This window comes from Candidatus Poribacteria bacterium, from assembly GCA_021295755.1.
Taxonomy (GTDB): domain Bacteria; phylum Poribacteria; class WGA-4E; order WGA-4E; family PCPOR2b; genus PCPOR2b.
In genome coordinates, this window is record JAGWBT010000133.1 from 1 (window position 1) to 14,336 (window position 14,336).

The following is a 14,336-nucleotide window of genomic DNA, read 5'->3' on the forward strand; positions in this document are numbered from 1 at the left end:
GTAAGTCAAAGAGAGCCCGCCATAGAATGACCGCCCGGTAAAGGTGTAAAAGGTCGGAATTTTGAAGTCGAAAATGTTATTGACACCGACGGAGGCTTTGATCCATTTGAGAATCTGCTTTGATCCTCGAAGATTCCAGATCCAGTTGCTCGGTGCGTACTCCTCATCTTCAAGTACCTTGTCGCCATCGTCGAAGAACCCCCACCTGCTAGCGTAACGTCCGCGCAGGTCTACGTTGAAACCCGCGTCTTGGTTGGCATAGGCAAGTTTAAGGTTACCGCTGTGCTTCGATCTATTGAGCAGTGCCAAACCTGTCTCCTTATCCTCGCCGTTGAGATACGCGTAGCCGATTGTTGCGGAGAAGCCGCCGATTGAACGGGTCGAAAGTTCGACCTCAACCCCTTCGGTGAATGCCTCGCTGACATTGAAATACTGAAATTTACTCCCGCCAAGTACGCTTGTTCCAATCCGCTCCGCTTCGATCAAGTTTTGCAGGTTGTTTCGATATAGGTGTACCCGTCCGAGTAGTGAGGACTTAAACTGGTATTCAACCCCAAGATTCCAACTCCCCGACGACTCCGGTTGTAGGTCTGGATTTCCAAGCACCTGATAGCCAGATGTTGGATTGCTGAAATCGAGATAAAGGTCTTTGAAGTCGGGTGCACGAAAGCCCTGACCGTATGAGGTGCGAATCGTAACATCACGGGTCACGCGATACATCCCACTCAACTTTGGACTGAAGTGCGTTCCAAATTCGGAGTGATAGTCGAGCCGTCCACCCAAGACAAACGCAAGGTTTGCCATCGGTCGGAATTCGTTTTGGAAAAACAGTGAATCGGTTGTAACATCCTTCTCGCCGCCGGTGATACGTTGAGATTCAAGGTTTTCAAGGATTAGCTCTGCGCCAACAGTCAGTTGATTTTTCGATCCGAGAGCGGTGTCAAATTGTGCTTCACCTTTGATTAAGTCTTGGATCGTGACGTTTGATGACGCGGTGAGCGAAGTATCACGGTCGATAACTGTCGATTCATCGTGGTAGCGTGTAGCGTAGATTTTGCCCATCAACTTCGAGCGCGTACCAAGTTGATATCTTGTACCGACGCTTCCGCTGAAGTTGTCAATATCGCCGAGGCGGTCAAAGACAACATCCTCATTTTCACTGACCCCCTCCTGCTTTTGGGCGAAATATTGCCCCGAAAACAGCAAGGTTGATTTGGAGGTCAGTTGATACTCAGTTCGCGCGGAGTGGGTCCAGTTCTTATAGCCATCAATGGTCGTTGTGAGGTCTGATTCGTCTAGATCCACTGGGTTTCGGCGATTTGCAGCAAGGGTCAATAACGCGTTGAATTTGTCGCGTTTCAGTTGAACCGTGCTACGGCTGTCGATGGTGTTGTGGGTCTCAAAGTTGTTGGTAAATTGGGCAGCAAATGGGGACGACGCTTTGCGCGTGATAACGTTGATTACACCCCCCATGGCAGCACTCCCAAAGAGCGCGGACGACGCACCTTTAACAATCTCAATCCGGTCCACATTTTCGACTGCAATTCGTGCGAGATCCAGTTTACCCGCGATTCGACCGACCTGTGGTTCACCATCAAGCAGAATCAGGATATAAGCTGAATCGAGGCCTTGCAGTTGAACACCGTCGCCGTGGGCGTCGCGATTGACAACGATCCCCACCCGATGCTCAAGCACCTCGCCGATGTTTTCTGCGCCTGTCGCTTCGATCTCACTGCGTGTGATGACCTCCGTGATAACGGGTGTGTCTTTCAACCGCCGCTCGGTTTTTGTACCAGTGACGACCACTTCGTCCATCTGAAAAAGGTCAGCCCCTGGGTCTGTTACAGCAAAACTTAACTGGATTCCACTGACCGTGAAGATAACAAGAAATCCTATCCAGATTGGTTTGTATAACTGCATCAACTGTCTCCTTTCCGTGTAATTGTCCTAGCAATTTGTCCACGATTGGTTGCCGTGGTAACGCGTCATGCGTAACGGGAGGCAAATTTTTTAGCGTTACGCATGACTTGCTACAACGAATTCTCCAACTTGCCCCTTAGCTAAACAAGATGGAGAACTTAGGGGTAATTATCAAATGAACTTCCTCTACCCCATTCGAGAAAGCCTATGGTCATCTGACAGCCGGCTCAATAGATCGCAGAGGGTGTGCCGTAAAATGACCGTCCGGTAAATCGGTTAGAAAGCTTGCCAAACAAAAAAGATTGCAAGGGTCAGCGATCCAAAACCGAGCCCCGCAGCAAGCAGACGGGGCCCGTGGAGTCGCGTCCAGAGCAATATCCCGGTAAGAGAGAGAATTATTAAGCTGCCCGCAATCGAATCAGCAAGGAGAATCCATGCAGCACCCATTCCGCTTGCCATGTGCAGACGATTGAGAAATGCGAAGATATTTCGATCAAATTGTGTGATACTGGTGTAACTATTGCCAACCCAATATTCCGCGTTATAGGTGCGTTGTGGATTACTGAAGCTGACGCGCCATTTTTCAGGTTGTACAACCGACTGACCATCCCAACTAATTTCTTGTGACGGTTCTGAACGTGCACGACTCCACTTATTCTCAATATCCAGTTCGGTTTGAAGCCACATCGCAAAATCCTCGACACTTTCTGGTCGAACTGCTGGTAGGGCAAGTTCAATCTTTGTCCGTTCGGTTTTAGCGGCGTTAATCTTCATGACTCCCCGATGGTTGAGCAAGATTCCGGTGGTGCCGAAGAGAATGCCCAACGTTGTCCCCCACAACCCAAGCCAAGCGTGTGTTCGACGCAACCATTTGAGAAATGCGCCTCGGCTCCACGTCGTTGGAAGAAAGATGTAGGGTGAACGACGCTTGTCCTGCTTTTTCTGTTTGCTCTCAATAGTTGTCGGCTGCGAGCTTGTGTTATCTTGCACCTGAGCCTCCGTTTTCTGTGGACTGAATTTCCTTGACAATCGCACAGTTATTGGCTTATTCTTAATAAATACAGAAAGGGCGATGGGCGCAAAAAAAGCCCCAATATATCAAGTCGATAGAGATAAGGGAGATAGCTAACAATTGGCCGTTGGGAGCTGTCCCTTTTTCTATCGTTCGCCTTTTCTGTTATTTGATTCCCTGTTCGATGAAAATGAGTCTCAATATCATCAAATGTGCAATTTTATTACACAATATCTACCGCGGTAACGAATACGTGCTCAGGTGTTCCACAAATAAATGTGACGAAAATCAATTTATCTTTCATTTTTACTGTCTTTCCTGCCCGTTTCGATTTGTCGATTCAAACGGGGCGAACAAAATCCATCAATAAGCCCTAGTGTACCCTGAACGGTCCACCTTCCGGTTCTTCCTCAAGGTCGGGACGAGTGGAATCGAGGAATACCTCGTGAAGTTCCAGTTTGTTCGACTGTGTAAACGCTTCTTGGGGCAGCGTTCCCGACTGGGCGTGTCCCTTGCGGAATTCCTCCGATTCAACCCAATTTTCAAAGTCCTTTCGCGATTCCCATAGCGTAAACACGACATAGGGATCATCGTCATTGACCGGACGCAACACTTGATTGGAGATGAAGCCGGGCATCCCGTCAATGAGTCGAGCGCGATTGCGGAAACGCTCCTCAAAAGCCTCTTGATATTCGGGTGCGACGTAGATTCGGTTTGCAACAGTTATCACGGTGTTACCCTCCGTTCTGTCTTCGTGTGATAAACGCGAATAGAGTTCTGTTGGATTGGCTGGCTGGGTGAGTTGATATCAACAAGAATATGTTCCCCATCAACCTTCACGGGATAGGTGGCAATCCCACATTTTCCGGGCCAAATGCACTTACCCGTTTTGACATCAAACTTCCATTGATGAATTGGGCAAACGATAACATCATTTTCTAACTGGCCCGCGTGTAAGATTCCACCGACATGGGGACAGATGTTGTTCACCGCGTAAAACTTTCCATTGACGTTATGGATACCGATGAAGTTACCTTCTAACTTCGCGCTAATGCAGTTGCCGGGGCTTACCTCATCTGTCTTGGCTGCTTTTACGAATCGAGAGACGCCCGAATTTCGTTGTGCTTCTTGAACTTGCAAAGCCATAAGCCTCCTCTAATTGGTTCATATCAAAAACAGGAGCAAAGCTGCCGAGAGAAACTAAGTTTTTGTGTTGGGTCAACCCTTCACTCTTTCGCAGCGTTATTATGTACGGTTTCGATTGAATCTACCTCGTTTCAAATATAAGGAAAAACATAATGAACGGACATCCTGAAATTGTCGAAGTACTCAACGAAGTTTTAACTGCCGAACTCACTGCTATCAATCAATATTTCGCCCATTCCGAAATCTGCGAAAACTGGGGATATGAGCGGCTCCACCAAGCGATACGCGAACATGCCATCGGAGAGATGAAACATGCTGAAGAACTTATCGCTCGTGTACTCTATCTCAATGCGATGCCGAACATGGCACGTTATTTTGAAATTAAAATCGGCGCGAATGTCGAAGAGATGATGACAAACGATCTCGCCCTTGAAACAGAAGCGGTCGAACGGCTCAATGAATTTATCCAACTTGCCCATACCCACAAGGACTTTGGTTCGGAAGAGCTTCTTGAGCGTATCCTCAAAGATGAGGAAGAGCATATTGACTGGATAGAGGCTCAACTTGACCAGATTAACCAAGTGGGTATCCAAAACTACCTCGCACAACAAATTATTTCTGACGAGGAGGAAGCGTAAACTTGCTTCCATATATGCTATAACGACTCCAGAAAAGCGATGAGCGCGTCTCTGTCGCTTGTGGACATCCCCTGAACTGCCTTACGCGATTGTGCCGCTTCCCCACCGTGCCACAGGATTGCCTCCAGTAACCCTCTCGCCCGACCGTCGTGGAGGAGATTAGTGTGTCCGTTGACCACTTTGACCAACCCGATACCCCACAGCGGCGGTGTGCGCCACTCTGACCCGGTCGCTAGGAAATCGGGGCGATTGTCTGCCAGTCCCGGTCCCATGTCGTGCAACAGCAGGTCGGTGAACGGTTGAATCGTCTGGTTGGAAACCTCTGGCACATCCGATAACGCCCCTGTCTCCAATGTTGGAATATGGCAACCAGAACACTGTGCGCTCTCAAAGAGTTCCTCGCCACGTTGCACAAGCGGGTCGTCGAGGTCGCGTCGGGCAGGCACAGCGAGGGTTTGGACGTAAAATGTCACCACATCCAAAATTTCATCGCTGAGTTCTGGGTCGTCCCCCCGCCCGTCGTATTGCGGTTGTCCATCCGAACTTTCTCTTGGCAACAGCGAGGTTGTAATACCCATGTCATCGTGGTAGGCAGAAGCGACTTGTTGAATCAGTGTCGGCTGATTCGCCTTCCACCCGAATCGACCAAGGCTTAACCCATTCTTCTGGACATCCCAGACGTAATTTGCTTTCCCTGAAATCCCATCGCCGTCCTGATCATCTTCGTCCGCCAAGGCGAGGATAGTCGCTTCAGGTATCGCTTCGAGTAACCCTAAGCCAAACACAACGGGTGCGACGCGGGGCGAGATTTCAACGTTGTCCGGCAACGGTTGATACGTGTCTTCGATTTTGTAGTTCGGTGTGCGGAGATGTACCTTCGTCCCATCGCTTGTGGTGAATTCACCCTCAGTATAGTTGATTGTTACCGTGCCCTCCGGAGGTACACCGAAGATTGCGCGGTTATTGAGTTGGGTGCCGAAACCGGGAACAGGTACAGGTCCTTGTGTACCGTCACCCTCCGGGTTCGGGAGACTCACGCGGAAAAGCATTGATGTGAGTTTTTCACCCGATGTCGGTGCACGTCCCCGCCCATCTCGCGTATGACAGTTGATGCACGAGATATTATTGTAAACTGGACCGAGCCCCGGATTGACTTCCGCCGGAACCGTGACGAAAACCGCTTCAAATTCAACATCGCCTTCGAGGTGCTTCGATAGCCCGTCTGCTGAAAGGTTTGGCGCAGGTGTCGAAAACGCGTGGCTCGTCGCGTCAAAAATGGTTGTCTCCCCGCCTGAAAGTCCTTTATCTGAAACATCCATCTTTTCTGGATCGGTCAGGTTGTCCGAATCACAGGCGGAGATTAGGGTAAAAAGTAGGATTATAAATAATAAAACGCATGAAAAATGATTTGATTTCATGATTTCAAACGCCAATTTCTCCCTGTTTTTCATTTTTGGTTTCGCTAACTGTCGCCGCCAACTGATATAACTCCGCTAACTCAAACCGATTTATGTCACGAAATCGCTGGACGGCTTCCTCAATCGGAACGAATTCCACGCTTGCCACCTGTTCGCCATCTTCAGGATTTTCAGGGTTGCCGATGATTTCTACCGCTCCGTAACCCACAAGCCGATAAAATTCGGGATGTGGCAGATGTGGACGATAGGGCTTCGAGGCAGTTGAAAAACAGTGCCACGCACCGAGGGGTTCAAAGGTTATTAGGCGCGCTCCAGCCTCTTCGATTAGCTCACGGCTTATTGCCTCCGAGTAACTTTCGCCCGGTTCCAACGTGCCACCCGGAACTTCCCACTCTCCTGTTTGTAAGCGGAGCATCAACCACCGATCTCCTTTGAACGGAACAAGGTTGACATTGCTGATTAAATTGAGGGGTGGCATCTCGTTGAGAGGTTCAAATCTACAGGTTACAATACCCCAACTGGTGTCTCCAAACAGGTTTGGAAAGTTGCTCTGAATCCCGATCTTATCGGGGTCGTTTTTCATCTTATCGGGGTCGTTTTTCGATATCAATTGTTCCCCCGCTGATCTCATTGCAGTTCCCAGACCTGCACGTCATGCCATGGCAGATCAAAAGGATACTCGCCATACTCAAGCAGCGCCAAGCCGCTTTCATCCGTCCTAACAACAAGGTGGAGTTGATGCGGTGAAACGCTGGTATCCACACGCTCAAGCAACAGGAACTGTGTGCCGTCATCGACCGTGATATTCACCCTCGTCCAGAGAATGCCTTCACCGTCCATATATGTTCCCTCTGACAGCAAAATCTGGTGCGGTGTCTCTGGCGGTAACGTGAAACTTTCGCCGATGACATAGGTTGAATTTGGGTTTGTGCGTTCGACGAGTACCCACGTCCCGGGTATAGGCACCTCAACACCGTTCTGATCAACCACCCAAACGTGATCGCGTTCTTCTATCGGGATTGGCGTCTCTGTTTCAGGAGTCTCCGATAGTAGCAGTTGCTGAATCTGGTCGCAGGCGGAAAACCCCGTAACCATAGCCAATACAAGCAAGAGCCTTGTGATTGTTCTGATGTGCATTTTGGATCCTTTTGTTTTTCTATAAATCATGCAAGGAAACCGAGTTTTTTGGACAAACCCGGTTTCCGTGTCATGCGCTAACCTACATTACTCGAAATTGCTATCTAACACTAACTTCAAGATATCGTTTTCCAGTGTCTGCTGAACCGTGCTCACCGCATCAATCGCTGCTTGGACAGCGGCACGTTGGGCGGTGATTGAATCACGGAAGGGGTCTGGAATCGCGCCGATGGTGTCGATTGCGGTCTGGACTTCGGTTTGGAACCTTGCATCCAGTTCGGCATCCACCCCATTTACAAAGTCATTAAGTCCCTGACCATCTGCGGTAAATTTCCCCATGTAGACGTTCTGAATACCGCGGATATTGTCTTGGAAGTCGCTAATTGAGTTGAAACTGAACTGCGACTCGACAAGGGTTGTATCCTCCTCATTGAACGGGTCGGAGATCTTACCGTTGGCGACTTCATCGGCGATGACAATCATACCGTTGACCATCTCCTGCATTGCATCTTTCTGTGATCTGTAAATCGTGCTTGAATTGCCGGCGTTGGCGAACTCTCCGGCATAATTTTCGCCTGACGTATCCCACGCATTACGCAACTGCGCCGTTTTTGCTTTCAGATTCTCCGTCGTTGCGACGAGGTACTCAAGTTCACGGGGGGTAATATCCTCAGCTTTTCGCTGATTACCCTCTCGGAAGAGGAGATACTCGATAGTGTGGAAACCTTTCAGCGTATCTTCAAGCGCGTCGATGGACGCTTCGGTCAATTCTTGCCCGCTGGCAAGAACGCCATCAAGGTCAACCCGATTGACGGGCCAGCTGTCAAGTGCTGGGTCAAGCCCCTGTGTATCAACCGGACCGAACAGGAACGCTTCACTCTGTTCCCACGGCTTCCGCGTTGCCTTCCAAGCGGTTTGTGCCAGTTCCAAGTTGGCTTGGTTGGTGTCCGCTTCCAACGCTTTGACAGCAGTCAGCAGGTCACCCGCTCTGTTGTCCAGATCCGCGTAGGTGGCGAGCACGACTTTGTTGGCAAAGTCATTCAAGGTAGTGCTGGCATCAAACGCGGATTCTCCACCGGCACTAGCGATATCATCACCGTCCTCCTCATCGTCGCTGCCACAGCCGGTGAGGCTGCAACCGATGAGGCCAATTGATAGGACCAGAAGGGCCGATAGGGTACAGCAAAAAAGTTTTGTGAGATACTGGTTGAATCTCATAAGATTCCTCCTTTTTGATTTGAGATTAAGGTGTTTTCTTGGTTTTCAACTTCGGTGCCCAATCTCCGGGCAGAATAGTGTCCCTTAAAAACAAGCTGCGAATGCGGGTGATAATTGAGACCAAATGTCCACGCTTGACGTTCCCAACGCGGATTATCAAAGATATCCCCCTCAACCTCAGCCATTGTATCGTAGTTGTCATAACGGGCGAATAGATCGAGCCCTGCCTCCGTATTCAACGATGATTTGAAGAACGTGAGCACATTGTAGCCAACTTCGAGGTATCCTCCGACAGCTTGGCTACCAACGGGTGTCCGCTTGACGTTCAGGTTGTTTGAGAGATTTCGATTGGTTTTGGAGATAAGTTCTGAATTTTCGAGTGTTCCGTATAGAAACAGCCCGCGAACTTTTAACGCGCCGACCTCGTAAAAGCCGTGCAGGTCAACAATTGAGACATGGGCATCAGCCCGGAAGTCCGGTTTGGGACGGTTGTCCGCGCTGTCTCCGTAGTAGCCGGAGATACCGAGAACTGCTCCGTTTATGATCTGATAATCGACCCGACCGACGAACGCGAAATCCTCGGCGTTGGCGGTCTCAAACCGCAGTTGATGACCGCCGACAATCCAACGACGCGAACTAAAGCCAGTAGAATCCAAGCCGTTGACGATTTGTGCCTGATAGTTGAGCGCGCCGATTTTGCCGAATAGCTCAATCCCATTTTCATGCCAGATGGTTGGAATCAGGTTTGATTCTTGGGGACGATGCCGCTTGGCAGTTAAGCCGACCGGCACGATGATGTGACCAATCCGTAGGTTGAGTGCTGGACGAATCTCAAAGACCGCGGCGAGTTTCTCAACAATGACCTCGCCGCCTTTTTCGATTTCTGTTTCGAATTCGCCAAACTCCTCGAATTTGTCGAACTCCATTGTGGTGCCAGTCCCACCGTGCTCAAACTCAAGTTCCGATTCAAGACGGATAGTGTCACTAATCTGAAGCTTCGGCGCGACGACAAGCCGTTCAACGTCAATGTGAGCGCGTCGCTCTGGATCAGTCTGCCAATCGAAGTTGGCGTAGTTGATTACTCCGTAGCCAGAGACGCTAAACCGTTTGGATTCAGCCGGTACGACTTGAGCCATCAAAAATAGAAACATAACACAACAGCAGATTCGCAATTCTAACCCTCGGATTTATTGATATAGAGTCTCAATTTCAATAGAGTCTGAAATAAAAACGGGCATCTTTCGCCCGATTGACCACTTTAGTGAATGATATTGAGACTCATTCGCATGTTGATTTTGTAGTATTATAAATTGCTACAATACGTTTGTCAAGTTTTTTTTACAAATTATTGACAAAAAAGATTCCGAGTGTCTGAATTGTGGATTTAACGACCTAAGATAACTTATCTGATTTGCAGAAGGGATAACTCGTTGAGGGAAAGGCTGATTCACACAGATTCTAAAATTAGAACAGGCAACCCGACAGGCAACCCGAACCGCCGGGAACATAATTCCGAGAAAAGGAGATACCAAATGTTATCGGCATTATATCTTGGCTTGGCAGCTTAAACAGTGGTCTATCTACTCGCAGTTCAATATTTAAGCGACTCTGAGTGAGGCGCAGTGCTTCTATTCCAACGATGGCATAAGCACCCAAGCCGGTATCACTTTCTGAATCGTAGGTATATCCCCAGTCGCTATTGTGTGACTCGCGTATTAAACCGAACCACTCCTCCCCTTCACCGACAAATGATGGCCAGTTTCGCTCTCTTATCCTTACTTTCGTTTCATGGCTAGTATTAACGATGGCAAGCCCACCGCCCACATATGGCGAAATATTCCGTTTGTTGAAGAAGTAACGTCCACCGATTGACCAAGCGAGGAAGGAAAACCCTTCGGGTTCACTATTCTGAATCCCAGTTCCCACGGTACCTTCGACCGCATCGCGCCCACTTGTTCGGAACTCGGTTCCCACAGCGTACAATGGGGTCTGATAAGACCAACCGTACTCAAAGCCGGGTTCTGCCGCTATGTCCGTGCCAGGAACAAAGGTTCCAAAGATTCCTACATGCCAAAGGGACTCCCCCGATATCTTCCGGAGTTCGCGAGCCTCCTGTTCGGTGACGGTTTCCATATCGACCGTATCCTCGATCGGCTTGTTGTGGACAAGTGCGTCAACCAGTCTTGGTGCTGCTGGGATCATCTCTTCGATATTTGCTAGGGTGAGCTGCCGCTCGGCGATAATCGTGCCGATGGGTTTTTCCTGACTCAGGCGCACGAAAATCTTCTCACCCAAACGGCGTAAAACAACACGATATGCATTCGTTGAGGCAGGTGCTTCGTAAACAGGATCAGTGACTGATATGCCCTGCTTGCGCAGCTCATCACACACCAACAGCGCCGCGGTCTGCGCGTCAGATTCTGGGATACCCGGATGGTCTCCAATCAGGCAAACAGCGGGAACGCCAGTCTGTGCAACGGTGGGGACAACTAATAGAACGAGGGAAACAAAACCAAACACAAATCCCCAAGTCCGCTTTAGATCAATCATATTAAAATCTCCTTGTGAGACGAAAAATAGAATCTATCTTATAGAATATTTATAACGATTTATTGTGTTTGCGGGTTAACAGGATTATTGATACGAATGCCTGACATAAATACCTGCGGCTTCGAGGATTGGTACATCATCGATGATTGTTTTCGGGTTCAGTGGGTTCGATCGAACATCCAGTTCTTTCAGATTGATTAATTTTACCACAGGCGATAGATCCGAGACGCGGTTGTCGCAAAGGTTCAGTGTTTTCAGATTTGTTAATTCTACCAATGGTGATAGGTCAGATATGCGGTTGGAGCGAAGTATCAAAAATTCCAGATTTGTTAATTTCGCTAAGGGCGATAGGTCTGATATACGGTAGTCGTAAAGATCGAGTTGTTCAAGGGAGGATAGATCGGGTACTGGTTTATAGCAAAGTGACAAAGCCTCTAGATTGGTTAATTCTGCGAGGGGCGATAGGTCTGATACACGGTTGAAGCCAAGTATGAGAATCTCTAGATTGGTTAATCCTGTCAAGGGCGATAGATCTGATACATAGTTAAGGTTAAGTTCTAGGATTTCTAAATTAGTTAATCCGGCCAGTGGTGATAGATCCAATAACTGGTTGTTACTGAGGCACAGATGTTTAAGATTAGTCGCAAACTCAAGACCGGTTAAATCACAAATATTACCCCCATCCCCTTCAAGACTCGTCAAAGCCCCCATATCAGCGTTTGTGATTGTGGCACCTGCGGGCTTGTCAAGCGTGCGCTCAATAGCAGCACGGAAATTGGCATCCGGTATATTAACCGGTTGCACGGAAGTAATCCCTTTCGCGCAACCACTCCATGCAATCCCCAGAGCGAGTAACATGAAGAACAGTATTGAACGACGCAAGACGTGTAACATGACTTCCCCCTACTCTAGGCAAATTGCCCGTTAGGCGCTGTTGACATTTCAACGGAGACAGATAGGATCTAATGAAATTCACTCTGTTCATCAAGTACACGCAATTTCGATATCACTGTTATCTCGGATCGCCTAAAGAGATTGTACAGAAAACTGAGTTTTTTGACAAACTCGCTTTCCGGGCGACTTTGGGTTTGCTTTTGGGGTGAATTGTGATCTCAACGGGAGGATTGACCACAAAGCTGCAGACAGCACATTTGTATTCGTAGGCTTTCAGAATATTCGCTCGGAAGTTGGAATCTCGTCCTTGCTTCCTAGAAATGTTGCGTTTCTGCTGTTGAGAAATCTGGAGAGGAAATTCAATTCCAACAGTCTGTAAAATGTCCTCATGAATCGAAGAAGGAAAATGGGCATTTAATAGGTTCTGAATGATTGCGGAAACTAGTCTTGTATCATTTTGAAGTTGCTCGACAATGGCTTCGTGGAAACCTCCAGAAACTTCGTGATCAAGGAGCTTCCTTTTGCTAGGACTCTTACCTAGGTTTGGTGCAGTTTGATTGGCATCTACTACCTTCCAAACCTTGTCATTTCGGAGCCTCCAAAACGGGTGTTCGGTTCCTTGGGTTGTTTGTCTAGATCCGAACTCCTGTAGTAATTTTCCAAGATCTTCATCAATCTTGGAGTATGGAATAAGATGACTCCTATCGCGTCGCAGTCTTCCTATTGCATATAGGATTAGTAACGGTTTGTGAGGTGCTCTTGTATCCCCTCGTTTCCATATTTTTAGGTTGTTAAATTTCTGAATAATTTCTTCTCTGTCCATTTTTCATATTTTACTGTTTAAGGGAACCTACGATAATGGAAAGTTGCTACCTCCCTTTTGCTCTGATAAGGCCGTAGATCGCAACCTAGGCTATCAAATCAACCCCTCCCGCTTGGCAAGATAGGCGGACAGGGCGTAATCAACGGGGGTTGCGGTGTCGACTCAATTCCAACTTGTAGTGGTTGATGAAATCGTGCAGATGGCTGAGGTAGCTTTGCCGAATCGCCTGCGGTGTTGCGATGACCTCCTCGTCCGTTTCGGCATCCACGAAACGCGCCACGCGGTCAAACGCAAATTCCAACTCCTGATTGTCCAAAACATGAAAGACAATCACCTCATGTCCGTCATATCGGAGGTGTTCAAGGGCTTTCACAACGGTGTCGGGATCATCCTCGTAGAGGTCGGAGACTAGAATAACCAATCCGCGCTTGGTGAGGCGTTCGGCGATCTGGTGGATGGGTTGCCCCATCTGCGTGAGTTTATTGGTTTGGATCCGTTCAAGCGTCAGCAGGATGGCGTGGAGATGGGCGGGAGAGCTTCGAGCGGGTAGGTATTCGTGGAGGCTTTCGTCAAAGTAGGCGAATCCGACGGCATCCCGTTGCTTTGCCATGAAATAGGCGATCGAAGCGATAAGGTAGCTGGCGTATTGCAACTTCGTCAGTTCGCCGGAGCCGTAGGTCATTGACTCACTGGTGTCGAGGAGGAGGTAGCAGTTGAGGTTCGTTTCCTCCTCAAACTGCTTGATGTAGTACCGATTGGTGCGTCCATAGGCTTTCCAGTCGAGATGTTTGATATCATCGCCGGGCATATATTGTCGGTACTGTGCGAACTCGACGCTGAAACCGTGATAGGGGCTTTTGTGGAGCCCTGAGATGAACCCTTCAACGACAAATTTCGCAATGAGTTCAAGATTCCCAATTTTTGCCAATGCGGCAGGATCCAGATAACGCTGCCCTTCTCGATTTTGCATCGATTTTATCCTCTAGAGCGAAAGGTCAAGCACTTGATGGGCGGGGTGACCCCGCCCCTACGGGAAAACGATAGATTTTCAATACCTACCAACTTGGGCTATGATACTTTTTTAAGCACCATTAGGGTCAGGTCATCAAACTGCTCGGCTTCCCCCTGAAATTCGATAACGTCGTCATAAATGGCTTGGCATATCTGATCCACACTTTCGCCTTTAACGCGTGTTGCAATCGCTTCCAGACGCTCTTCTTCGTACAATTCTCCATCGGGGTTTACGGTTTCCGTCACCCCATCGGTGTAAAATAGCACGACATCCCCGTTGTCAAGTTGGGTGGTCTCCTGCTCATATTCTGAGATTTCAGCTAATACATCATTAGGAAACATGCCCAACATCACCCCGCCCTTTTCTAGTTCGTCACAACCGCCGGCACTCCGGATGACGAGTGGGTAGTTGTGTCCGGCGTTAACTGAAGTTATCTCATCCGTTTCGGGGTTTAGCTGGGCGTAGAAGAAGGTTGCAAATTTGCCGGAGGTACTGCTTGCATAGAGCAGTGAGTTGAGTGCTTCCGCCATGCTCGGCAGATCTACCTTCCGTGTTACCTCTGAGTGCA

Annotated in this window: 14 protein-coding genes; 1 reads left to right on the forward strand and 13 read right to left on the reverse strand. The window is 48.7% G+C overall.

Going from position 1 to position 14,336, the window contains the following annotated elements:
- The 4 genes from J4G02_17730 to J4G02_17745 all read right to left on the reverse strand — a co-directional run.
- Positions 1–1,920 (reverse strand): TonB-dependent receptor (locus J4G02_17730; protein ID MCE2396378.1); only part of this gene is annotated, 1,920 nt, incomplete at its 3' end.
- Between the two features lie 276 nt (positions 1,921–2,196).
- Positions 2,197–2,877, reverse strand: a complete 681-nt coding sequence (locus tag J4G02_17735; GenBank protein MCE2396379.1) for a PepSY-associated TM helix domain-containing protein — start codon at positions 2,875–2,877, stop codon at positions 2,197–2,199.
- Between the two features lie 428 nt (positions 2,878–3,305).
- Entirely contained in the window at positions 3,306–3,662 is a 357-nt protein-coding gene (locus J4G02_17740) for an antibiotic biosynthesis monooxygenase (protein MCE2396380.1), read from the reverse strand.
- Complete coding sequence (locus J4G02_17745; protein ID MCE2396381.1) at positions 3,659–4,078, reverse strand: Rieske (2Fe-2S) protein; 420 nt, start codon at positions 4,076–4,078, stop codon at positions 3,659–3,661. The genes J4G02_17740 and J4G02_17745 overlap by 4 nt, the downstream gene beginning before the upstream one ends.
- Before the next feature lie 152 nt (positions 4,079–4,230).
- Between J4G02_17745 and bfr the strand changes: the two genes are divergently transcribed.
- A complete protein-coding gene (bfr, locus tag J4G02_17750; protein MCE2396382.1) occupies positions 4,231–4,716 on the forward strand; it encodes a bacterioferritin in 486 nt (161 codons plus the stop codon).
- Between the two features lie 17 nt (positions 4,717–4,733).
- Here bfr and J4G02_17755 read toward each other — a convergent pair whose 3' ends face one another.
- The 9 genes from J4G02_17755 to J4G02_17795 form a co-directional block, all read right to left on the reverse strand.
- Positions 4,734–6,134 carry a c-type cytochrome gene (locus J4G02_17755; GenBank protein MCE2396383.1) on the reverse strand — a complete coding sequence of 467 codons (1,401 nt, stop codon included), beginning with the start codon at positions 6,132–6,134 and terminating at the stop codon, positions 4,734–4,736.
- 4 nt (positions 6,135–6,138) lie between these two features.
- On the reverse strand, positions 6,139–6,717 hold the full coding sequence (locus J4G02_17760; GenBank protein ID MCE2396384.1) for an NUDIX domain-containing protein: 579 nt from the start codon (positions 6,715–6,717) through the stop codon (positions 6,139–6,141).
- A gap of 44 nt (positions 6,718–6,761) precedes the next feature.
- Positions 6,762–7,271 (reverse strand): hypothetical protein, encoded by a 510-nt coding sequence (locus J4G02_17765; protein ID MCE2396385.1) that lies wholly within the window; start codon positions 7,269–7,271, stop codon positions 6,762–6,764.
- Positions 7,272–7,358: 87 nt separating this feature from the next.
- Positions 7,359–8,489 carry a peptidase M75 gene (locus J4G02_17770; GenBank protein MCE2396386.1) on the reverse strand — a complete coding sequence of 377 codons (1,131 nt, stop codon included), beginning with the start codon at positions 8,487–8,489 and terminating at the stop codon, positions 7,359–7,361.
- Positions 8,486–9,625 (reverse strand): autotransporter outer membrane beta-barrel domain-containing protein, encoded by a 1,140-nt coding sequence (locus J4G02_17775; GenBank protein MCE2396387.1) that lies wholly within the window; start codon positions 9,623–9,625, stop codon positions 8,486–8,488. The genes J4G02_17770 and J4G02_17775 overlap by 4 nt, the downstream gene beginning before the upstream one ends.
- Before the next feature lie 328 nt (positions 9,626–9,953).
- Positions 9,954–11,039, reverse strand: coding sequence for a hypothetical protein (locus J4G02_17780; GenBank protein MCE2396388.1), 1,086 nt, complete (start codon positions 11,037–11,039; stop codon positions 9,954–9,956).
- An 84-nt stretch (positions 11,040–11,123) separates the two neighbouring features.
- Positions 11,124–11,933 (reverse strand): leucine-rich repeat domain-containing protein, encoded by an 810-nt coding sequence (locus tag J4G02_17785; GenBank protein MCE2396389.1) that lies wholly within the window; start codon positions 11,931–11,933, stop codon positions 11,124–11,126.
- Between the two features lie 962 nt (positions 11,934–12,895).
- The gene (locus J4G02_17790) at positions 12,896–13,726 is read right to left on the reverse strand and encodes a DUF58 domain-containing protein (protein ID MCE2396390.1); all 831 of its coding nucleotides are present in this window, start codon (positions 13,724–13,726) and stop codon (positions 12,896–12,898) included.
- 98 nt (positions 13,727–13,824) lie between these two features.
- Positions 13,825–14,336 (reverse strand): serine/threonine-protein phosphatase (locus J4G02_17795; protein ID MCE2396391.1); only part of this gene is annotated, 512 nt, incomplete at its 5' end.